The sequence below is a fragment of the Bartonella sp. HY406 genome (genome assembly GCF_025449315.1).
Taxonomy (GTDB): Bacteria; Pseudomonadota; Alphaproteobacteria; order Rhizobiales; family Rhizobiaceae; genus HY038.
Genome location: NZ_CP104893.1, coordinates 1,540,311 through 1,563,064 on the forward strand (window position 1 = coordinate 1,540,311; position 22,754 = coordinate 1,563,064).

17 protein-coding genes are annotated in these 22,754 nt (G+C 40.4%); 7 read left to right on the forward strand and 10 right to left on the reverse strand.

Annotation, left to right across the window (positions count from 1 at the left end; genetic code table 11):
• Positions 1-36: 36 nt before the first annotated feature.
• Complete coding sequence (locus N6B01_RS06480) at positions 37-1,341, forward strand: MFS transporter (RefSeq protein ID WP_262080466.1); 1,305 nt, start codon at positions 37-39, stop codon at positions 1,339-1,341.
• A 101-nt stretch (positions 1,342-1,442) separates the two neighbouring features.
• Here the strand turns inward: N6B01_RS06480 and N6B01_RS06485 are convergent, their stop codons facing one another.
• Genes N6B01_RS06485 through N6B01_RS06500 form a run of 4 tightly spaced genes read right to left on the reverse strand, consistent with a single transcriptional unit; the run spans position 1,443 to position 3,826 of the window.
• Positions 1,443-1,709 (reverse strand): hypothetical protein, encoded by a 267-nt coding sequence (locus N6B01_RS06485; RefSeq protein WP_262080468.1) that lies wholly within the window; start codon positions 1,707-1,709, stop codon positions 1,443-1,445.
• Positions 1,710-1,722: 13 nt separating this feature from the next.
• Positions 1,723-1,890, reverse strand: coding sequence for a hypothetical protein (locus N6B01_RS06490; protein WP_262080470.1), 168 nt, complete (start codon positions 1,888-1,890; stop codon positions 1,723-1,725).
• Between the two features lies 1 nt (position 1,891).
• Positions 1,892-2,341, reverse strand: a complete 450-nt coding sequence (locus tag N6B01_RS06495) for a DNA polymerase III subunit chi (RefSeq protein WP_262080472.1) — start codon at positions 2,339-2,341, stop codon at positions 1,892-1,894.
• A 3-nt stretch (positions 2,342-2,344) separates the two neighbouring features.
• Entirely contained in the window at positions 2,345-3,826 is a 1,482-nt protein-coding gene (locus N6B01_RS06500) for a leucyl aminopeptidase (RefSeq protein WP_262080474.1), read from the reverse strand.
• Positions 3,827-4,033: 207 nt separating this feature from the next.
• Between N6B01_RS06500 and lptF the strand changes: the two genes are divergently transcribed.
• From lptF to rsmA, 6 genes are all read left to right on the forward strand, one after another.
• On the forward strand, positions 4,034-5,218 hold the full coding sequence (gene lptF, locus N6B01_RS06505) for an LPS export ABC transporter permease LptF (RefSeq protein WP_182419460.1): 1,185 nt from the start codon (positions 4,034-4,036) through the stop codon (positions 5,216-5,218).
• The gene (gene lptG, locus N6B01_RS06510; protein ID WP_262080476.1) at positions 5,215-6,309 is read left to right on the forward strand and encodes an LPS export ABC transporter permease LptG; all 1,095 of its coding nucleotides are present in this window, start codon (positions 5,215-5,217) and stop codon (positions 6,307-6,309) included. The genes lptF and lptG overlap by 4 nt, the downstream gene beginning before the upstream one ends.
• Positions 6,309-8,684: an LPS-assembly protein LptD gene (locus N6B01_RS06515; RefSeq protein WP_262080478.1), complete on the forward strand. Its 2,376-nt coding sequence runs from the start codon at positions 6,309-6,311 to the stop codon at positions 8,682-8,684. The genes lptG and N6B01_RS06515 overlap by 1 nt, the downstream gene beginning before the upstream one ends.
• 116 nt (positions 8,685-8,800) lie before the next feature.
• The gene (locus N6B01_RS06520; protein WP_182419463.1) at positions 8,801-9,754 is read left to right on the forward strand and encodes a peptidylprolyl isomerase; all 954 of its coding nucleotides are present in this window, start codon (positions 8,801-8,803) and stop codon (positions 9,752-9,754) included.
• On the forward strand, positions 9,754-10,758 hold the full coding sequence (pdxA, locus tag N6B01_RS06525; protein WP_262080480.1) for a 4-hydroxythreonine-4-phosphate dehydrogenase PdxA: 1,005 nt from the start codon (positions 9,754-9,756) through the stop codon (positions 10,756-10,758). Before N6B01_RS06520 ends, pdxA begins: the two co-directional genes overlap by 1 nt.
• Before the next feature lie 168 nt (positions 10,759-10,926).
• On the forward strand, positions 10,927-11,754 hold the full coding sequence (gene rsmA, locus N6B01_RS06530) for a 16S rRNA (adenine(1518)-N(6)/adenine(1519)-N(6))-dimethyltransferase RsmA (RefSeq protein ID WP_262080481.1): 828 nt from the start codon (positions 10,927-10,929) through the stop codon (positions 11,752-11,754).
• A 1,049-nt stretch (positions 11,755-12,803) separates the two neighbouring features.
• On the opposite strand, the gene lpxA is transcribed toward rsmA, so the two are convergent.
• The 6 genes from lpxA to N6B01_RS06560 form a co-directional block, all read right to left on the reverse strand.
• Positions 12,804-13,622 carry an acyl-ACP--UDP-N-acetylglucosamine O-acyltransferase gene (gene lpxA / locus N6B01_RS06535; protein WP_182419466.1) on the reverse strand — a complete coding sequence of 273 codons (819 nt, stop codon included), beginning with the start codon at positions 13,620-13,622 and terminating at the stop codon, positions 12,804-12,806.
• A 302-nt stretch (positions 13,623-13,924) separates the two neighbouring features.
• Positions 13,925-14,395, reverse strand: coding sequence for a 3-hydroxyacyl-ACP dehydratase FabZ (gene fabZ, locus N6B01_RS06540; protein WP_182419467.1), 471 nt, complete (start codon positions 14,393-14,395; stop codon positions 13,925-13,927).
• Positions 14,395-15,441 (reverse strand): UDP-3-O-(3-hydroxymyristoyl)glucosamine N-acyltransferase, encoded by a 1,047-nt coding sequence (gene lpxD / locus N6B01_RS06545; protein WP_262080483.1) that lies wholly within the window; start codon positions 15,439-15,441, stop codon positions 14,395-14,397. Before lpxD ends, fabZ begins: the two co-directional genes overlap by 1 nt.
• Before the next feature lie 40 nt (positions 15,442-15,481).
• Positions 15,482-17,893 carry an outer membrane protein assembly factor BamA gene (gene bamA, locus N6B01_RS06550; protein ID WP_262080484.1) on the reverse strand — a complete coding sequence of 804 codons (2,412 nt, stop codon included), beginning with the start codon at positions 17,891-17,893 and terminating at the stop codon, positions 15,482-15,484.
• A gap of 555 nt (positions 17,894-18,448) precedes the next feature.
• Complete coding sequence (gene rseP, locus N6B01_RS06555; protein ID WP_182419470.1) at positions 18,449-19,567, reverse strand: RIP metalloprotease RseP; 1,119 nt, start codon at positions 19,565-19,567, stop codon at positions 18,449-18,451.
• 175 nt (positions 19,568-19,742) lie between these two features.
• On the reverse strand, positions 19,743-22,670 hold the full coding sequence (locus N6B01_RS06560) for an SPOR domain-containing protein (protein WP_262080485.1): 2,928 nt from the start codon (positions 22,668-22,670) through the stop codon (positions 19,743-19,745).
• Between the last annotated feature and the right edge of the window lie 84 nt (positions 22,671-22,754).

The window sequence follows — 22,754 nt, forward strand, 5'->3', positions numbered from 1 at the left end:
ATTATCATACTTTAAACAATGCGGACTCGTAATAAAATGTCAACCGCTTCCTCCAATAGCACTACTAAAAACTCCATCGGCAAGGTTTTGCTTGCAAGCCTTATTGGCACGACTATAGAATTTTTTGATTTTTATGTCTTTGCCATTGCTGCAGCCTTATTCTTTCCTGATATTTTCTTTGCAAAAGGCGATGCGCTAAATCCAGATGCCAACACGCTTGCCGTACTCAGCTCATTTGCCATTTTCTCTGCGGCCTTTTTTGCAAGACCGCTTGGAGCCATTATATTTGGCCATTATGGCGATAAGATTGGTAGAAAAGCCACATTGGTTGCTGCTTTGCTCACCATGGGCATCTCAACTGTCATCATTGGTTGCTTGCCCACCTATAAGGACATAGGTTGGTTTGCGCCTTTGCTACTAACACTTTGTCGCTTTGGTCAAGGTATTGGTCTTGGCGGTGAATGGGGCGGCGCTGTGCTGCTTGCAACCGAAAATGCTCCACCTGAAAAACGCGGTTGGTATGCAATGTTTCCACAACTAGGCGCGCCTATCGGTCTTATTTTATCCGCAGGCTTATTCTGGGCGATGATAACCGTTTTGGATATGGAGCAAATTTACAATTGGGGTTGGCGTATTCCATTTATCGCCAGTATTATCCTTATTGTCGTTGGTCTTTGGGTTCGTCTTTCGATCAGTGAAACACCGCAATTTAAAGCTGCAATTGAACGTGAAGAACGCGTAAAAGTACCAATGGTAGACGTTTTTACCAAGCATTTGCGTACATTGTTATTAGGAACTTTTGCCGGTATGACTACATTTGTGTTGTTTTACCTGTTTACTGCCTATCTCCTTACTTACTCACAAAAAAATGCAGGGCTAAGTTTTACCCAAGCTTTGGAGGTTGAAATCGCAGGTGCTGTATTTTTTGCACTTTTCATTCCTTTTGCTGGTCGGATTTCTGATATAGTTGGTCGCCGCCGCTTAATGATTTATGTAACCATCTTCATCGCATTATTCTCCTTTACTGTTCCTTATTTCCTCAGCCAAGGTATTTGGGGACTATTTGCAGTATCAATTATTGGCCTATCACTTATGGGCCTAACCTATGGTCCAATTGGTGCGGTATTAGCTTCACCTTTCCCAACTAATATTCGCTATAGTGGCGCGTCGATGACTTTCAATTTAGCTGGAATTTTAGGTGGGTCTTTTGCGCCATTTATCGCGACGTTACTCGTTGATAAGTTTAACAATCTCGCTTATCTTGGCTATTATCTTTGCCTAAGCGCTATAATTTCTTTAATTGCATTCATAGCCTTTAAAGATAAAGAAATCAGTCAGTAGTCGCAATTTGCGAATAGATGCCCAAAAAATAAAAAGCCCTTTCATTCAAGATGAAGGGGCTTTTCTATTAAGTGCATTTTAAAAATCTATTAAGGCGTTGTTTAAGGCGCCAAAATGAGCCAAAATATTGCAAAAGGCGGTAAAAAGGCTAAAAATGTAACCCAAATTGGCAATGGTCGCTTTAAAATACGCCAAAAAACAAGCGTATATATAACCGTAAATAATATGAAACTTACATCAAACGCCATTAAAACATGGGCCTCACCAAAAAGTGATGAATAAATATGACTAAAACCAATGAGAAAAAGCGTTAATAATGAAGCTGCTAAAGCCCAAGACAAAATAAGAATACGTTGTGTAAGTAACATCTACTAACACCTATCAACGCTTCATTGACTTTACTGTCCGCCATAGTGCATAGCCCCCAAGCGCAATAATAACAACAAAAATCCAACGTCCATATTCTAAATAACTTGGATCAAGCAATGTTTCTGGCTTTGCTAACCCCCAAAAACCAATGGCTATTAATAATATTGGTGTTACTCGCATTTTAAGCTTTTTTCTCCCATTTTTGGTTTTCGTTTTGTTGCCAATAGGTGACCGTATGCCCCGATGTTTTAAACTCTTTCCATTGCGCACGTACACGATTAAGTTGTTCGCCATCATGTCCATCGAATATGATGACAATACGCTCGTAATTATGAAGATTTTTGCACTGCGCTCCCTCAATGCAAAAACGCACTGTTGATTGATTAGGATTTTCGTCTGTGCAAGTTAAGATAACTGGCTGCTCATGAGGCCAAATATCACTATCAAGTCCATGTGGAATAAATGATATTGGTGAAAATGCCCATAAATGCTTATCAATTTCATCACGGCGTTTTTCACTATCAAATTGGATTGAAACGCGCCACTTTCGCTCTAATGAGCGCTCGACAAGACCCGGCAGGGTCCTGTCTAATGTTGATTGTGTTAAGTGATAGAACAGAACTTCACTCAAAACTTAGTCCTCATAATATTCGGCAACAAACCGATCTAATAGGCGTACGCCAAAGCCCGATGCCCATGATTGGTTGTACTCATTTTTAATTGAATCAATAGCTGCACCAGCAATATCAAGGTGGGCCCAAGGAGTATCACCAACAAAGCGTTTTAAAAATTGCGCCGCCGTTACCGAACCAGCCAACCGACCAGTACTGTTGCGCATATCAGCAAATTTCGAATCAACAATCTTGTCATATTCTTTGCCCAATGGCATGCGCCACAATTTCTCACCGGTTAAACGGCCGGCATCAAGTAGATGATCGGCCAATGCATCATCATTAGCAAAAAGACCAGCATGCTCATGCCCAAGAGCCACCATAATAGCCCCAGTCAGTGTTGCCAAATCAATCATCAACTTTGGTTTAAACTTTTCTTTTGTGTACCATAAGGCATCAGCAAGAACTAAGCGACCTTCAGCATCGGTATTGATAATCTCAATCGTCTGCCCTGACATTGATGTAACAATATCACCAGGGCGTTGTGCATCACCATCCGGCATATTTTCAACCAAGCCCACAACACCAACCGCATTTACCTTGGCTTTACGGGCTGCCAAAAGGCGCATTGCACCAACAACTGCGGCGGCTCCCCCCATATCACCTTTCATATCTTCCATACCTGCCCCGCCTTTAAGCGAAATGCCACCAGTATCGAAAACAACACCTTTACCAACAAAGGCAATAGGATTATCTTTAGATGCGCTGCCATTCCAACGCATGATTGCAAGGCGCGGTGGACGCGCAGAGCCACGCGCCACACCTAAAATGGCATTAGCACCAAGCTTGCGTAACTCTTTTTCACCTAGAATTTCAATTTTGAGTCCAAGTTTTTCAAGTTTTTGTATTTCTTCAGAAAATTCAACGGGGCCCAAAATATTCGCAGGCTCATTAATAAGATCACGAGCAAGAATAATTGCCTCAACCATTTGTTGAGACTTTTCAAAGGCGGCACTTAAAAGCTTTTCATCATCAGCTTGAATAGTAAGCTTTACTGGTGCCTTATTATCTTTCTTTGCTTTAGTTTTATATTTATCAAAATCATAGAGCCGCAGCATTATACCGCTTATAAAATCAGCAATATCACGCTTTGACGGTGTAATATCCGCAAAAGAAAGGGCAACGGTAATATTTTGACTACCACCAAATTGTGCCGCAGTTGAACCGCCAAGTTTCATCCAGTCATCAAAATTATATTTATCAACCTCACCAGCACCAATGAGAATAAGACGATCATAACCTTGTTCATTATTTTGAATAGATTCGACAGCGGTGGAAACTTCACCTTTAAAACCATGAACTTTAATTAATTGGTTGACGAAATCTTCATTGGCAATTTTTAAAACCTTATCACTTGGCCTTACATTAGCCCCATTAAATATTATAAAAGTGCCTTTTTTAGGCTTGGCAACGCTGGAAATCTTAGGCGAAATAATCTTTGACATTGAGCATCCCTTTGTTTTGGATTTACTGTTTAATTACACAATTTATGATAGCTTCTTGAAAAAATGTAAAAACCTATGGCAAAAGTAAAATAATTAAGCTTTATATGCGATTCTTATCGGTAATATGATAAATTAAGTTTCATTTTACAAATTGATATTTTTTAAAAGGCCTATTCGCCCAAGAGAGCAGGAGTTTCAACTCTTTTTATGCATTTAATCGAGACCTATATCCTGCGCAGGATTCTAACTTTATTTTTTGCCGTTTTGCTTGGTTCAATCGGGATCGTTTGGATTGTCCAGCTACTTGATCGCATTAATTTTCTAACCACCAGCGGACAAACTTTTTGGACATTTTTTAATTTGTCCACGCTTATTATACCTTCAGTTATTCCGCTCGTTATTCCTTTTGCGCTTGTTATCGCGATTGTTATCATTTTTTATATGATGAACCAAGACTCCGAGCTTGTCGTTATATCTGCTGCGGGTAGTCCGCGTTATGTTATCTGGCGCCCAGTAATATTATTGGCAATTTTAGCATCTATCAGCTCCTTCGCTATTACAAATTATGTTGCACCACATGCCCGCCTCAATATGCGACAAATGTTGGCTTCAGCCAATTCAGATCTAATTAATATGTTCTTACAAACAGGAGCCTTTCGCCAGTTAAAGCAAAATATCTATCTCGAAATTGGCGAACGTACAGCGGATGGAAAAATTGGTGAGCTTTTTATTGTCAATCGCACTGATCCAAACATTGAAATTAATTATTACGCGGTTAGCGGTTATGTTGCCAATAATAAAAATGGAGATTTTTTAGTATTAAAAAATGGTGAAATCCAACGCCGCGAATACAAAACTGGTGATATAAAAATCATTAAATTTGAATCCTATACATTTGATTTAAGTGAATTTGCGCCAGAAGAACGCGGCTCTTTTACCTATCCTAAAGACCAATTCTTATCGGAATTACGCCACCCCAACCCCGATGACCCCAATTTTCAACGCCGTCCACAACAATATACAGCCGAATTGCACCGCAGGTTTTCTTCATGGCTTTATCCAATAGTATTCGCCTTGATTGCGTTGACAACCGTTGGCGACGCGCGCTCACACCGGCAAGGTGGCACATCTGCAATTTTAGTTGCCTTGGGTTGTACGTTTTTTATTTTTTGGCTTGGTTATTTTTTTGGTGACAAGGCCGACAATGATCTTGCTTATATTCCTTTTCTCTATGCGGTTCCCATTTTATCAATTATGTTCCTGTCATTTCTATTACTGACAAATCGTCAATTATCTATACCGCAAATTTGGCAAGATAGTTTAGCAAAAGTGTTTTCGAAAGTTCGATTTAAAAAAACTAAGAAAGCAGCGAATGAAGGAGTCCAAAAATGATTGGCTGGACACTTGGACGCTATTTTTTCATTCGTTATATCCGTATTACTTTTTACTTTGTCATCGGTATTTTCACCCTTGCCATGTTAATAGATTTTTCTGAAAATGCGGGGCGACTTGCGTCTCTCCCCGGCTATTCAGCTTTAGGCGCTTTTGCTTTATCTGCCTTGCGCATTCCTTTTATCATGCAACAACTCTTTCCCTTTGTTGCTTTATTTTCAGCAATGGCAACATTAATGTCTCTTAATCGCCGATTCGAGCTTGTGGTGGCACGCTCTATAGGGCTTTCTGCTTGGCAATTTTTATTGCCTGCTTGTGTGGGGGCGTTACTATTTGGGCTTGCAGCAGTGGTCATCGTTAACCCACTTGCAGCTTGGAGCCAAGCAAAAGCAGAAAGCCTTATTGCTCAATGGACCAATCCAACCAATATTGCAATTAGCGCAAAAGATAATCGTGTTCCTTGGCTAACACAAAGCACTGGGAATAGCAGGATAACTATTGGTGCTGCATTGATTCTCGAAAAAGGTCGCGTTTTACAAAATGCTGTATTTGTTCGCTATAATAATGACAAAACAATAAAAGACTGGCTAAATGCTAGCACCGCAACCTTAGAAACTGGCAAATGGATTTTGGACAATGTAACTCAAACCAGTGCAGGCGCGCCACCCAAGTCTTTTAAAACATTGGAAATACCGACCCAGCTACGCCCAGAATATTTAGAGGAGCGCCTAGCAGATCCAACAACCATTCCGTTTTATGAACTTCCTCATAAAATTGAGGTCGCACGTTCTTTTGGGTATTCTGCAAATAATTTTAACATGCAACTGCAATCTCTCATTGCATTACCTGCCCTTCTTGTGGCAATGACATTAATCGCAGCAACTGTTTCATTGAAATTTGTACGATTTGGCCAGTCTGGTATTATGATTTTAGCTGGCATCCTTGCAGGTTTCGTGCTTTATGTTGTATCGGTAATGGTTAAAGCTTTTGGTGATGCAGGTTATGTCCCCCCCATAGTCGCTGCATGGGTACCAGTTTTAATTGCAATGTTCTTTGGAGTTTCTTTCTTGCTCCATAAGGAGGATGGCTAGTGAATAAATTAAATAAACACAGTAATTACATTGGTTACCTACAGGCCTTGGCTTGTGGTACAGCACTTGCTTGTGTTTTAGGAACTGTAGGACTACCTTCCTCTGCCTATACCCAAAATATTGGCTCTTTAACCACTAGTAATTCTGCTAATAATAACGCTCCAATGTTATTATCAGCTGATGAAATGGTAATGGATCGCGATCAGCATACAGTAACTGCTCGAGGCAATGTTCAAATTGAATATAATGGCAACCGTATTGTTGCACGAGAGGTTACCTACAACCAACAAACTAAGCGTGTGATGGGGCGTGGCAATGTAGAGATTGTCGATGCAAAAGGTGTAAAAGTTTATGCCCAAGAAGTTGATTTAACCGACGATCTTGGTGAAGGATTTGTGAATAGCCTTCGTGCTGAAACCGCCGATAATACACGTTTTGCAGCTGAAAGCGCTGAGCGCAGTGGCGGGCAAATGACCGTCTTTAATAACGGCGCCTATACAGCTTGTGAGCCTTGTTACCAAAAGCCTGATAGTGAAGTGCTTTGGCAGGTTAAAGCGCGCAAAATTATCTGGAACGGCACAACTAAAACCATGCGCTTTGAAGATAGTCGCTTTGAAGTATATGGTGTACCGATTGCTTGGTTTCCTGTTTTTGAAATGGCCGATCCTTCAGTCAAAAGAAAGAGCGGTTTTCTTTCACCTAGCTTTATTTATAAAGATAATTTAGGGTTTGGTGTTTCAAGCGGCTATTTCTGGAATTTAGCACCCAACTATGATTTTACTTTGTCAACAACTGGCTATTCCAAGCAAGGCGCATTGGTCTCGGGTGAATGGCGGCATCGTTTAGAAAACGGTAGCTATGACATTCGCTTAAATTACATCAACCAATTAAATCGTGACGACTTTGATAGCTGGTCAATTGATAAGCGCCAAACTAATCGCTACTCTTTGACTACTAAGGGCGATTTTAATATTAATCCGCGCTGGAATTTTGGTTGGGACATTCTTGCACAATCAGATCGTAATTTTAGCAGAACCTACGGTATTTCTGATTATAATTCGGAGGTTAACCGGTCACAAATATACTTGACTGGTTTGAATAAGCGCAATTATTTTGACATGCGCTTTTATCACTTCGATGTTCAAGAAGATCTATTAAAATCAAATAGCAGTGAACGTAATACCAAACAACCTTGGGTTTTACCAAGGATTGATTATTCGTTCATTCCTGATGAAGCTGTTTTCGGCGGTGAGTTAAAGGTTACGTCAAACTTCCAATCACTATATAGAGAAAATGCCGATTATGCATTTGCTGACTGGAATGGAAACGCACTTGACAGAGCGCGCTTAGCCGGCATCAATGGAACATCAACACGCTTAACTGGCGAACTTGAATGGAAGCGTGATTTTATATCTGAGCAAGGTTTGGTGATAACACCGTTATTTGCTTTGCGCGGCGATGGTTTTGTAATATCGCCGGACGATAATTATAGCAAAGCGCTATCATCTAGCTTAGACTATAGCAAATTTGATATTAAAGATAATGCCTTGCGTGGCATGGCTACAGCTGGCTTGGAAGTGCGCTATCCAATTTTAATAAGTGCGGGCAGTTCAACCCATATCATTGAGCCAACCGCACAAATTTATGCTCGCAATAATGAACAATATGCTGGGCGCTTAACCAATGAGGATGCACAAAGTTTCGTATTTGATGCAACTACATTATTTGAGCGCGACAAGTTTTCGGGATATGATCGCGTAGAAGGCGGCACTAGAGCCAATTTGGGTGTACGTTATTCTGGCAACTTTGATAATAACTGGTCGCTTTATGGCCTAGCAGGACAGTCATTCCAACTCGGCGGCATAAATTCATTTGATAGCAGTGACTTGGTTAGCGTTGGCTCCGCTTCTGGCCTTGAAACCGCACGCTCTGATTATGTAGCAATGCTTGGCTTATCTGATGGTGCAGGCCTATCCTTGGCAACGCGTGGGCGCTTCGATGAAAGAACCTTGCAAGTGCGGCGCGGTGAAATAGATCTTCGCAAGCAATGGTCCAGTCTATCGCTAGGAACGCAATACGCCTATATTGAGCGCCAAGCTAATTATGGCTATTCTGATGACCGCCAAGAAGTTTCAGTTAATGGAAGCGTTAAAATAATTAACAATTGGAATATATCAGCCAATACTAGCTATGATATTGTTTCAGAGACGGTTGTACGCGCAGGTACCGCAATAAATTATCAAGATGAATGCTTTGGTATTCTTTTTGGTTATTCGCAAACTCGCAATCCAGGAGAAACCGCATCTTCGCATAATTGGAATTTTATGCTATCATTTCGTACAATTGGTGATTTTGGATCAGGAACCGCCCGTTAATTTTACACTTGTTAATATGGTTCGTTATGGACCTGTCATTGTTTTGCCTTTTATTTTATTATAATTGTGTTAAAACATATGTCGTTATGACATCGAATAAGATGAGAGCTTGAAATATGGTAAGAATAAAAAGCCGCCTTTTTGCATATTTAATGTCTGCGGCCTTAAGTGTTAGTTTTGTTGGTAGTGATTTTGCAGGCTTGCATGCAGCTCAAGCAGCATCAACAACCGTTGCCTTGGTGGTAAATGGCAATGCAATCACAAATCTTGACATTGAACAGCGTAAAGCGTTTCTAAAGGTTCAAAACCGCGGCGGTAATCTTACCCAGTTAGCTCGCGAAGAGTTAACTGACGAAATGTTAAAGCGTGTAGAAATGAAACGCCGCAACATTGAAGTCAGTCTACAAGAAGTTAATGCTGCATATGACAATTTTGCCGCGCGCAATAATATGTCCCCTCAGCAAATGGGACAAATGTTAACGCAAGCAGGTTTGACACCAGCCCATTTTAAAGCCTATATCATGGTGCAAATGGGATGGGGTCGCTTAGTCAGCGCGCGTTTCCGTGCTGAAGGTATGGTTTCCGAAGGGGAAGCTGTACAACGTATGTTAAAAAATGGTGGTGTTAAACCAACCGCTAATGAGTATCTTATACAGCAAGTGATATTTGTTATACCGGCAAACCGTCGTGGAGCAATATTAGGTCAGCGCCGCCAAGAGGCCAATGCTTTACGTTCACGCGTTAATGGATGTGATTCTACCCGTGAATTAGTAAAAGGCAAAATTGATATTACTATCCGTAACCTTGGGCGTGTGCTTGAGCAACAATTACCACCTGAGTGGGAAAAGACAATTAAAGCAACAAGTGTTGGCAAAGCTACAGCCGTGCAAGAAACCGCTCGCGGTGTTGAATTTTTGACTATTTGTTCCATTCGCAAAGTCAATGATGACCGCGTAGCTCAGCTTGTTTTTTCTATTCAAGAAGGTAATAATAGCGAAGCTAAAGCATCTCAGCTTGAAAAGAAATATATTGCTGAACTTAGAAAATCGGCACGGATTCAAACACCTTAATGCTGCCTATTGCTCTATCATCTGGGGATCCTTCTGGAATAGGCTTGGAAATTGCTTTGAAGGCTTGGCTTAACCGCAAGCCTTCAAACTTACCGCCTTTTTTTATTATTGGTGACGCAAATATTATAGCGAAACGCGCTAAGTTATTTGATCTTGATGTTGATATCCATATCAGTACCCCAAATAATCCTGCAGAAAATTTTGATTATTCTTTACCTGTTTTACCTTTGATAAATCATCAAACTGATCAGGTTGGCGTACCCTTAACAAAAAATGCCGCTGGCATTATTGAGGCAATTGAACAAGCTGTTGGCTTAGTTTTTGATAAAAAAGCAAGAGCTATTGTCACCTGCCCTATTGCAAAAATTAACTTATATGAATCTGGCTTTGGGTTTCCTGGTCATACTGAATTTTTAGCAGACCTAGCGCAACGCTATATAGGACAACCAGTTAAGCCTGTTATGATGCTAGCAGGGCCCGAGCTGCGAACGGTTCCAGTGACAGTACATATTCCCTTGAAGCAAGTACCACAAGCCCTGACTAAAGAGCTCATTATCGAAATAGCAACAACTTGTAATAATGATCTTATCCATAAATTTGGCATTAGTGCGCCACGTATCGCCATAGCTGGGCTAAACCCTCATGCAGGTGAGTCAGGCGCCATGGGCGTGGAAGATAGGGATATTATTCAACCTGCTATTGATATTTTACGCCAACAAGGTCTTATTATTACCAATCCCCTGCCATCAGACACTATGTTTCATGCACGAGCACGCGCAAATTATGATGTTGCCCTTTGTATGTACCATGATCAAGCGCTAATTCCAGTAAAGACAATTGGCTTTGATGATACTGTTAATGTGACTTTGGGATTGCCTTTCATTCGAACATCTCCAGACCATGGTACCGCCTTTGATATTGCTAATAAGGGTATTGCGCTGCCTGATAGTTTGATTGCAGCGATTAAGCTCGCAGATAAATTATCACAGAGCCATACTGAGTAACTTTAACCATGCTGGCTATCATTATTTTAACTGCTAAAGCCTTTAGCAATGCTGACTTCTCTAGTTTTTAGGATCTTAAAATAATTATCGTTCAATTGTATGATATCTTGCATTTACCATTACAATCAGTTACCGATGCGAAAAATATTTGGAAATTTAAGGTATAACATGGCCATTGATAATCTCCCCCCTTTGCGTGACGTTATCGAGACATTCGGTCTATCCGCCAAAAAATCACTTGGCCAAAATTTTTTATTTGATCTTAACCTAACCACAAAAATTGCCAAGCAAGCTGGCGATTTGCAAGATAAGCCGGTTTTAGAAATTGGTCCCGGTCCCGGTGGATTAACACGTGCGTTATTAGCGCAAGGCGCAATTGTAACTGCAATTGAACGTGACGAGCGCTGTCTTGCGGCATTAGACGAGATTTCACGCGCATACCCAAATCGTTTAAATATTATTCATGGTGATGCGTTAGAAATAAAATATACTGAACTATATTCAAATATTGAGGAAAAACCACGCATCATTGCGAATCTACCCTATAATGTTGGTACCCAATTATTGATCAATTGGTTATTAACCGAACCATGGCCACCTTTCTATCACTCTCTTACCTTGATGTTTCAAAAAGAAGTAGCTCAACGTGTTGTAGCCAAAGCAAATGATGATCACTATGGACGACTTGGCGTTTTAGCTGGCTGGCGCACACAAGCTCGCATAGCTTTTGACGTACCACCTCAGGCTTTTACTCCTCCTCCCAAGGTAACATCGTCTATCGTTCACCTTATACCTAGAGATGAGCCATTAACCGTCAACGTTGCAAAGCTAGAACAGGTGACACTTGCGGCCTTTGGTCAAAGACGCAAAATGTTACGCCAAAGTCTTAAAAGTCTCGGTGGTGAGCAACTGCTTAATAAGGCTAACATCGACCCTACTCGGCGGGCGGAAACCTTAGACATTGAGGACTTTGTCAAACTAGCAAATTTAATATAGCCTTCTCAACACAAGCTACATTAATAAATAGTTGTAGGTTGAGCTATTTAAAAATATTTCATTTTTGTATTTTATGATAACAAAAAATAATCTAATCATTTATTAAGCGATCGAATATCTGCTTGCTTTACATATGTTTATGCTAAGATAAACATCCCAAAATTATGAATTGAATCAATCATAATAAGTGGTCATTTATCGGAAAAATACTATTTTGGGTTCTAATTACATACAAGATGTGGTGTTTGAAATTGATAGACATAAGATACAGATGCGCGACACCTAATTGTTTAACAAAAAAATAATACTAAGCCTTTTTGCATAAAGTCAAAGTATTGCTTAAAAAATACACGAAACAGTCACAAATATTTCTTGGAGTCAGAACCTAGAACCTCACTGAAAATTTAATTGAGTATCACAGTCCATTATTAATTCACTTTGTTTGGAAAAACGAAAGGAAGGATAATCAATTGGACTGATACTCCCGATAAACAGTATAACACAAGAAATTGCGTTAATTTAAACAATTGCACTGATGGTGAATGGGCAAATAATTAAGCGGGTTTTGACTTTGTTCTTGCAATGTTGGTTCCCCACAAGCAAGAAGATCGTGATATCGGGGACCCTTTTAATAAACAGCCAATACAGTTTGTGGGATTGATTATTGATCCAAAGACTTTGTGCTATTTACATTGATTGAATATCATTTTTATTGATTGCGGGATGTAGGCTTACTTGACCTTATTGATCAAGCGCTTGTCGTTTTTTTGAGTTTAATCTACCAGCAAGCTGAACAGCCAAGCATAGCAATTATTGCTAACCAATCTGTAAAAATAGCCGAAAGTAGCGGCATTGGGATATTACTTAAAAGATAGTTATTGGAAAAAATAACGCGTCTTAATTGGTGCATAACGCTGACAAAGAATTGGGAAAAGACTGCATGTTCTCAATCATTTGATTGATTAAATCAAATATTGATTATCTTATAAATCCAATAATTATCAGAGACACAACTCAAACACAGGCTTTGAAACTGCTAGAATAAGCAATCAATCACCATCATTCATTTCAAGACCTAATTGTGGAGTACAAAAAGAACGTTTGCCACGGTCTTCAATAAAATTCAACATATCAATAACCGCTAATGAATCAGGATATTGTGCACGCACATCCTGGGCACGTTCCTTAATCGGTTTAGTACGATCAAACAGCATATTAACCGCATGACGCATTGCATGAATCTCAACGCGTTGAAGACCAGATCGTTTCATTCCTATAATATTCAAGCCACCAAGATGGGCATGAACTCCAATAGCACTACCAAAAGGAATAAGATCACCCACTAATGCAGCCAAACCACCAACAAATGCATGATGACCGACCCGAGCAAACTGGTGGACAGCTCCGCCGCCGCCAATAATAACATGATCACCTATAACGACATGGCCGCCAATCATGACATTATTAGAAAATGTTACATGGTTACCTAATATACAATCATGTGCTACATGCGCATAAGCAAGAAATTGACAATCATCACCAATAATAGTCGTCCCCAACGCATTATCAGAACCGCGATGCATGGTAACACCTTCGCGGATAATACAATTTTTACCGATGACAAGGGTAGTGCGCCCACCTTTATGCTTGTTATTTTGTGGATCTGCTCCCAAAATAGCATGTGGATATACTTTTGCACCCTCGCCTAAGCTTGTTGCTCCCATAATGACGACATGGCTCATCAGCTCACAATTATCGCCAATTTCAGCGTCGGCACTAATATGGCAAAATGGACCAATAATAACATTATCGCCAAGCTTGGCACCGGTCTCAACTAATGCAGTTGGATGAATTTGAGCAGCAGCCATAATAGTCACCTTCACTTAGTTTTCATTGTAAAAAATATTATAACGTCCAATTTCCACCAAACTTTTAAAAAAGTTACTAACTTGGATAGAAAATTTTATCATACATATTAGAAAATTATTTATCACACGAACAAAAACTTGCAAAATCTTGTTAAATGAAAACCTGCTCTTTAAAGCTTTAGGTTTTCGCAAAACATCATCAAATTGAAATAGAGATTGCAGCCATATCTTTGACAGAACCCACCATTTAAACAATAAACGATCAGCGAACCTGCAAAAAACGAAGACGAAAAATCAATTAACTACTTACTTTTTGCATCTATCATTGCCGTCACTTCAGCCTCGGCAACCTTATCACCATCAACCTCAGCAATGCAGGCGAATTTAACAATATTACCGCGCCCCTTTACCTTCTTTACATGTAAAAGAAGTTGATCACCTGGGACTACAGGTTTGCGAAATTTAGCATTATCAATAGTCATAAAATAGACTACACCAGGTCGATCGACACCACGCTCATGAAGACAAATCGCACCAGCAGTTTGCGCCATAGCTTCAATAATTAACACACCTGGCATAATAGGATTTTCTGGAAAATGCCCCATAAAATGCGGTTCATTAATGGTTACATTTTTCACACCGGTCGCAGAAACATCCGATTGAATATTAATAATTCGATCAATAAGTAGAAACGGATATCTATGCGGCAAAGTAGCTAGAATTTTCATAATATCCATTGACGTCAAAACCGTGCCGGCATCGATCGCATTCATTATTTTTTCTCCTTGGGTTGACGGCCGATACTGCGCAAGGCAGCAACTTCTCTAAACCATTGCTTGAATGGCCGAGCCGGAATACCGCCCCATTTTTCGCCATCGGGGATATCATTCATAACACCACTTGCAGCAGCAATCTGTACATTGGATCCTATAATGGTATGATCTGCAAGTCCAACACGTCCACCTAACTGCGTAAAATCACCGATTGTTACGCTGCCTGCAATACCGCAATGGGCGGCAATAAGACAGTAGCGACCAATATGAACATTGTGTGCTATTTGAACCAAATTATCAATTTTAGTGCCCTCACCAATGATTGTATCACGCAATGCACCACGATCAATCGTCGAATTAGCTCCTACTTCAACATGATCTTGTAAAATGACCCTACCAAGTTGCGGAACTTTCTCGATTCCACGCGGACCACCGACATAGCCAAATCCATCTTGACCGATACGACATCCCGAATAAAGGTAAACGTGATTGCCTAGCAAAGAATATTGTACTGATACGTTGGGCGCAATATAACAATTACGGCCAATTTTACAATTTTCGCCGATTACTGATGTTGCGGAAATTACGCTATTGGCGCCAATTACAACGTTTTTACCAATAACTGCTCCAGCTTCAACCGTTACATTATCCTCTAATTGTGCAGTGCTATCAATAAAGGCATTGGGAGATATCCCCCAACATCCAGTTGCCGGATATGGTTCTACAGAGGGAGGAAACAGAATGCGGCCTACAAGCGAAAAATCACTGTGAGGATTTGATGAAACAAGAATAGCAATGCCTACAGGAATAATAGAAACTAATTGCTCAGGACAAAAGATTGCTGAAGCTACAAGCGTCTTCAACGAATCGCTATATTTTTTATTATCGATAAAAGTGAGACAACCTTCAGTGGCATTATCTAGCGGCGCAAGCCTGTTTATAACGACGTCAGCCAATTCAGATTGCAATAAACGAGCACCAGTAAGAGATGCCGCCTTTTGGGCAGACATCTCTTGAGATGGGACAAAAAACTTCGTATCCAACATCAAAACACTTTCTCTCCTTGCTTAACAAGGAGAAAGAGAATTAGAACTTGGTAGAAACACCAAAGTTAAAGTTCTGGACACGATCAGCTTTTTCTTTAGAAATTGGCCAAGCATAGTCAAAACGTAGTGGACCGAAAGGTGAATTCCACATTAAGCTAACACCGGCAGATGAGCGCCAAGAGCTACTTGTATTAAGAACATCACCTTCAAACGACGCTGTAGCAGCTGATGGAGTATAATTATTACCATAAAGAGTAGCAGCATCAGCAAAGATAGCACCACGCATACCCAAACTATCAGGAACAATTGGCATTGGGAACTGTAATTCAGCGGTAGCATTCATATAGGTGGTACCACCTAAGAAATACTTATCACCATTTGCAGAATATTGAACTGGACCAATACCATTAAACTTGAAACCGCGAATCATATCCGTGTTACTTTTGAACATATCAAAAATACGGGTACCATTTTCACCATTTTCATGAATGTAGCCGGCGCCACCACTTACAAGACCAACAACATCATATTGCTCTGAAAGTGTCTTGTAAAGCATTGCCTTACCTGAGGTTTTCAAATAATCAGCATCGCCACCGATACCAGCATATTCTTGAGAAACCTGCAAGAACAAGCCATCATGGGGATTTTTAAGATCATCAATCGCATTATAGGTCAAACCATAACTGATCGACGAACGGCGCCATGGACTATGATCAGATGCTTCAATAATAGCTCCTGAATAAACATTATAAAGCATTTGATTGGCTTGATCGCCATAACGCTCTGTAAACCATGAACGATCTAAATTATATTCTTCCTCGACATAGTTATAACCGATACTTGCAGTCACCTCATCCGTAATTGGAATACCAAAACGAACGGTACCACCTGTTTGGCGAACATCGTAATCATCATTCATACGATAAGAACGACGGAAAACATCGACACCGGCTGACATACGATAACCTAGGAAATACGGCTCGGTGATTGAGAATGAATAGTTTTGAGCATCGTTTTGACCAACACCGGCACCTAAACGTACATATTGACCACGACCAAGGAAGTTACGCTCAGTAATCGATGCTTCAACAGAAGCACCAGGACTATCACCACCGGTTGTATAACCACCACCGATGGAGAACTCACCGGTTGAACGTTCAACAACATCTACAACCAAAACAACTTGATCTGGCTCAGAACCAGGAGCAGTTGAAACATTCACAGTCTGGAAGAAACCTAAACCTTCCAAACGACGCTTTGCACGTTGAACCATAGTTTGATTAAAAGCATCACCTTCACTTAAATCAAACTCACGACGAATAACATAATCACGGGTTTTATTATTACCACGAATCTCGATTCGCTGAACATAAGCGCGAGGACCTTGATCTACGCTATAAACCAGTGAAATTGTATGATTATTAAAATCACGATTACCTAAAGGCTCAACTTTAGCAAAAGCATAGCCAGAATCAGCAATACGATCACTCAATGCAAGAACTGTATCTTCAATCCGCTTAGCACTATAAACATCGCCATTACGGGTTTTAAGCGCACGCGACATACTTTCGGTATCAACACCAGGAACGGTACTTTCAACCTGAACGTCACCTAAACGGTACCGCTGCCCCTCATCAATTACAAAGTTAATTGTATATTTATTGGTTGTCGGATCAAGAGTAGCATTCGATGAAATAATACGGAAATCTGCATAACCACGATTGAAGTAGAAACGACGAAGCGCCTCTTCATCCGCTTCTAAGCGATCTTGAGTATAAACATCACCACGTGTCAACCATGACAACATATTACTGCGTTTTGTAGTAATAACATCGCGCAAGCGACGATTACCGAAAGCGTGATTACCTTCAAAAACAATATCATTAATCTTGGTGCGCTCACCTTCATTAACGTCAAAAACGACATTAACACGACCTTGGCCTAGATTAACAACATTAGTGCTAACAGTTACATTTTCACGACCAACTGAAGCATAAGCCTGCTTAATTGTATCTTCATCAGACAAAAGCTTTGCACGATCAAATGGCGAACGAGGCTTCAACGATAAAACACGCTCAAGATCCGCATCTTTAATACGCTTATTACCGTGGAAAAGAACCTGATTAACCACTTCATATTCAACAACATTGACAACAAGAGCGTTACCCTGCTGACGAATAGTCACATCAGAAAAAAGCCCCATATTGAAAAGACGCTTCAAGGCCTCATCAATATCATTATTGGAAAAATTACGGCCAGACGTGATGCCAATATTATCGCGAATAGTCTGCGCATCAACACGCTTATTACCGCGAACTTCAACCCTACTAACAACAGCAGCTTGCGCAACACTAGCAGTAGAGACAGAAACCACAACCGTTGAAGGAACTGCAATCGCCACTGTTAAGGCAATAGCTGAGGCTGCACCAAGAAATTTTGTTTTGGCCGTCATTGGCTTTTATACCCTTGTTTCAATTATTTCGGATCAACCGAATAGATATTACATTTATTAGCGTTTTTTCTGCTACAAGCAACTAGTTTTGTAAAATTCTTTCAGTTTCACAATGATAGTGACTTAGAAGTCACGCCTGCCACTATGCTGAACACGCCGTTTTAAAATTCTTGCTCTTTTATACAACAAAAGCATTATTGTTTTCTTAATAACCAAGGTCAAATTAATTTAACCCCAATCAACAAATGATACTTATCGCCAATCTCTAATGCAGCACCTAAACTTGTAATGTAACATTAATGATAAAAGCGATTAATTAAAAATCCTTTAGCCCTCATAACTTAAAATGATTAATCTTGAAACAAGAAAAATCTATTTTTTATAAAAAATGGTCAATTCTTCGCAGAATATAGCCAATTTTTTATTTTTTTTCATCATAGAACCATGTCAGCATTGTGGTTTATCAATACAATAAACAGCTATTTTGAATCTAACATTAAAATACACTCTACACCTCAACTGGCGATTTCAGCACTTTTGCAAACTACCAGCATCTTAACATGGAATCATATTATTAATCACAGCAAAGAAGATAAAAGCAAGCACTACCATCAAACCGGCCTTAAAAACTACCTCTTGAACAGCTGGCTTCACAGGCTTACCAATTACTCCTTCAATTATATAAAAAAGTAAATGCCCACCATCGAGGGGAGGAATGGGTAAAAGATTAAAAAGACCGATACTTAAAGAGAAAAAGGCAATCAATCTTACTAATTGGACAAATCCAGATTCCGTCACCTTCCATGTAATTTGGATACTTTTCACTGGTCCACTCAATTGGCAGCGATCCGCCCTACCCTCAATTAAGCGACCCAAAAATTTTCCTGTTTGCACGACAATATAGCTGCTCTCTTTGAAGCCTTCACCAATTGATTGAAAAAATCCATAACGAATATGACTAAGAGTCTCTGGAGTTACTTTACTTGAAACGCCAATTTGACCAACTCTGATTTTCGCGCCTGTTCCATCATCAATAGGAACTTCTTTTGGTACAACATTTAAATTTAATGTTTCACCACCCCGTTCAACAACAAAAGCAATAGTATCACCCTCATGCATCATAACATAACGCGATACTTCGTCAAAACTGGTGATTTTTTCACCCTGCACCGTAACGATTTTATCGCCTGGCTTAAATCCGGCAGCGGATGCAGGCATATCAGGTAAAACATCAGTAACTATAGGAGCCAAAATGGGTCGTCCATAGAAAAAGAAAAGAATAGCCAACAAAACAACTGTTAGAATTCCATTAAATAACGGACCGGCAAAAACTGTTGCGGCTCGCCGCCATGCCGTGGCGGCGGCAAAAGAATCAGAGCGCTGCATTGCAGATGCTTTAGAAGGCATACTTGCAGCATCTTCATCACCTATAAACTTGACATAACCACCCAATGGAATTGCTGCAATACGCCAACGCGTACCACGCTTATCATTAAAGCCCCATAATTCGGGACCAAAACCAATGGAAAATGCTGATGCACCAATACCACACCAACGCCCCACAAGATAATGGCCCATCTCATGTATAAAAATAATAACAACAAAAACAGCAACTACGCCAAAAAGACGAATGATAATAGTTACAAATGAAAAAAATAAATCTAGGAGTTCCAAAAATCACCTTCAAGCAATAAACCAACACTTTTCACCGCGAAAATACGACTAACCACAATGAAAATTCCAAGCTAATAAGCTAAAGCACTAAAAGCCAACTCACTTAGAAAGAAATAACAAACAAAAACCTTTACCCTGAAGCCATTGATCAAACTGAAGAAAATTAATGCTTCAATTATTTCCCAACAAAACAGGTTACTTGAAGCCCTTTCAATTGTTCGCAAAGCTGATTAGCTGCAGCCTGATTGGTAGCTGCAATACGAACGCGATAATAAGTACCGCGCCCAGGTATATCAGCGGCAACGATAACGACCTGACGATTACCTATGGCAGAGTTAACCTGCGCTTGCCTTTTTATATCAATAAGTGATTGCTGGGCAGCTTCACGACTAGGCTGTGAAGCGATCTGCACATAAAAAGTACCTGCAGGAAGATTTGAACCGCCCTGCGTAGATTGGCGCTGCTCAGTAGAGGTGGCAGCGTTGGAAGATTGTACTGAAGGTGTTGCTGCATCATTTGCCGCTGAAACACTATCAGCCGTAGTAGGCGATACCCCTAATTGATTTGCCGAAACTCCATTATTATTCGATAATGATGCAAGACCCGCATCATTACTGTGCACGTCCCCTTGCCCATCGCCATTTCCTGAAGTTTGAACATCTGACAATGACGCCGTATCATCATCTTGATTAACAGATTGCTGATCATTATTACCATCTAATACCGACGCCATATTATCAGCCTCCGTACCACTATGGATCGCATTATCACTACCTATACCGGAGCTGCTGGCCAATAGATCTTCATTCGGCATCGCCTGTTGCCCATCATTTTGGGTTTGCAAATGCTCTCTAAATGATTGACCCGGTGTCACCACATCATCTTGCTCATTGGCAATAATAGCATTTATATCATCCCCACTGACGCTATTGCTATCGCGAATAGTAACGGTTGGCACTTCGTGAATTGACAAACTATTTTCAGCAGCCTGCAATACACGCGCCTCAACTGAATTTGGTTCAAGACTTGTCTCATTAGCACGAGGAGCCTGCTCGTCAACCTTATCTAGATCAACAGGAGCCTCACTTTTATCAACCAATTCAGACTGTCGTGCTTGAGCTCCAACTCCGTTTTCTACACGATTATAGACATTTTGATCCTGATTGGTATCGGACGCATTCGAATCGACTTCGGGAGCTGCCCTGACAGCCCCCTCATCGCGCTGTATAACAACAGGCTTAGTTGGAGCATCGTTACCGCTAAAGAAAACATAATAAACGCCAACACCTGCAAAAATGAGCGCTAAAAAAGCTAATAAAAATAGTATTTTTTTACCGCTGCCTGCCTTTTGGTCGGCATTTCTCACACTGCTATCTGAGGCTGCCCAATCATATTTGCTCGCATCACCTGCAGCATCGTCAAGAGGTAAAGCCCCCGATTGCGTCAAAGAAACATCAGCGAACTGAGTACCCCTTAAACCATTATTTTCCGAAGATCCATAATTGACATCGTTATAAGATGAAAGACCAGCATCGTGAAGACCAGGCGCTAAAACATCAGAAAATTCATGATCCAATGGATTTTGAACTTTATCCAACCGATCAACGCCACCATAATTAACAGTGGGCAAATCAAAATTTTGCGTTTCAGGAACAGCGTTTTGATCTGGGCGAACGGTTTTTAAATTTGGATCACGCTTATATCGTTTTTTACCATCACCTTTAATAGTAAGATTAAAATCGTTAAGCGCGTCTTCAAAATCACCATCATTACTTGAAGTCGTTGCATTTTGATTAACATTGGGCGGCACTTTGGCGGATGTAAAAGGATTAATACCCCGACCAATCGGCGCGCTATTACTGCGCTCTTTAACGTTACCTGCAGATTTATTGGCTTCAACAGGGTTAGCCCGACCTAAAGCAAAACCCGATTTTTTATTTGCTTTACTTGCTTGTACCGTTGAATCCTTCGCAACATTTTTCGAAGGCAAAACAGCTACCGCTTGACCATACCCGAGGAATGACTGCTGTTGAGTTGCCATGCGCATTGGCGCGATAATTGCTCCTAATGGCCGACCTTGCTCAAGGTAATCGCTCTCAAAAACATCATTTTCATTAGCTGGAAAACCAAGTTCCACGTCATGATCAATAGGCCGCGAAACATTATTTTGACCATTGGAAAAATTATCAAAAAACTGAGGACCGGCATCATAAGACGAGTCATTTGACCTAAGTGCCGCATCATCACTCGCTAAATGTGGATTTGAATTGTTTTCATAAACGCCACTATTGGCCTCTACTCCAAACTCATTATCAAATTTCGCAGTTTCATCCACTGATGGTGTCCACGGCTGCCCTTGGCTCTCTGCAGTTACATCTGCCGAAATATCAGTCCAATATTGTGTCTCATTAGCAGAAAATTCATCATTTATAGCATTCGCAACAGCTACATCATCACTTTGAGCAAAAGGAGCATCATAATATTGTTCATTGCCAACTACAGGCTGCCTTTGCGATGCATATACATCCTCTTCATAAAGGGGCTGACCTTGTTGATTATCTAATTGACCAGACGCATCATAACCATAAACTTGTGCATTAGAAGAAGCCATTTGATCATCTTCAGACCACTGATAATTGGGTGCATTATTGTCCTGATAATTTAACTCTTCATATAATTCATCTGATTGCGACTGATAAGCATTAGGATCATTTGCATAATAGTTATTATCTACAGTGCTGCCACCCTCAGAAACATAATCTTTTTGCGGATATCCATCATCATAAACAGTATCTTCATTAGACCAATAGGCGTCTTCTTGACCTGGATAAACTGCGTCTACATTTTCTGCATAGCCATCTTCAATAGGTTGATTATACGCCATGGAGGAGTAAGCATTTATACCATAGGGATTAAGACCTGCTTCTTGTCCAGCATCATATTGTTGATCTTGTTGACCCGACACTGGCGATGAATGGGATTTAACCTGATTAGCAGACGGCGAATTATTCCGACCGAACAAACGTGTCAACTCCATCATGGGATCAGACCCATTGGAGTTATTATTCTTTTTATCACCAGGTTTACGCTCAAAGTCGGTCATTTTGCATCCTAATTCATCAGGCAAAACCAATATTGCCTAATTTTTAAAATATTTGAAGGCAATCTAAAGAAAAGATTCTAAATT

Bases quoted from the DNA above. Each gene is read 5' to 3' on its own strand.
- N6B01_RS06500 (WP_262080474.1), bottom strand. From the start codon at position 3,826: ATGTCAAAGATTATTTCGCCTAAGATTTCCAGCGTTGCCAAGCCTAAA.
- lptF (WP_182419460.1), top strand. From the start codon at position 4,034: ATGCATTTAATCGAGACCTATATCCTGCGCAGGATTCTAACTTTATTT.
- bamA (WP_262080484.1), bottom strand. From the start codon at position 17,893: ATGACGGCCAAAACAAAATTTCTTGGTGCAGCCTCAGCTATTGCCTTA.
- N6B01_RS06490 (WP_262080470.1), bottom strand. From the start codon at position 1,890: ATGCGAGTAACACCAATATTATTAATAGCCATTGGTTTTTGGGGGTTA.
- rsmA (WP_262080481.1), top strand. From the start codon at position 10,927: ATGGCCATTGATAATCTCCCCCCTTTGCGTGACGTTATCGAGACATTC.
- N6B01_RS06520 (WP_182419463.1), top strand. From the start codon at position 8,801: ATGGTAAGAATAAAAAGCCGCCTTTTTGCATATTTAATGTCTGCGGCC.
- N6B01_RS06480 (WP_262080466.1), top strand. From the start codon at position 37: ATGTCAACCGCTTCCTCCAATAGCACTACTAAAAACTCCATCGGCAAG.
- lpxD (WP_262080483.1), bottom strand. From the start codon at position 15,441: ATGTTGGATACGAAGTTTTTTGTCCCATCTCAAGAGATGTCTGCCCAA.
- N6B01_RS06560 (WP_262080485.1), bottom strand. From the start codon at position 22,670: ATGACCGACTTTGAGCGTAAACCTGGTGATAAAAAGAATAATAACTCC.
- lpxA (WP_182419466.1), bottom strand. From the start codon at position 13,622: ATGGCTGCTGCTCAAATTCATCCAACTGCATTAGTTGAGACCGGTGCC.
- lptG (WP_262080476.1), top strand. From the start codon at position 5,215: ATGATTGGCTGGACACTTGGACGCTATTTTTTCATTCGTTATATCCGT.
- pdxA (WP_262080480.1), top strand. From the start codon at position 9,754: ATGCTGCCTATTGCTCTATCATCTGGGGATCCTTCTGGAATAGGCTTG.
- N6B01_RS06485 (WP_262080468.1), bottom strand. From the start codon at position 1,709: ATGTTACTTACACAACGTATTCTTATTTTGTCTTGGGCTTTAGCAGCT.
- fabZ (WP_182419467.1), bottom strand. From the start codon at position 14,395: ATGAATGCGATCGATGCCGGCACGGTTTTGACGTCAATGGATATTATG.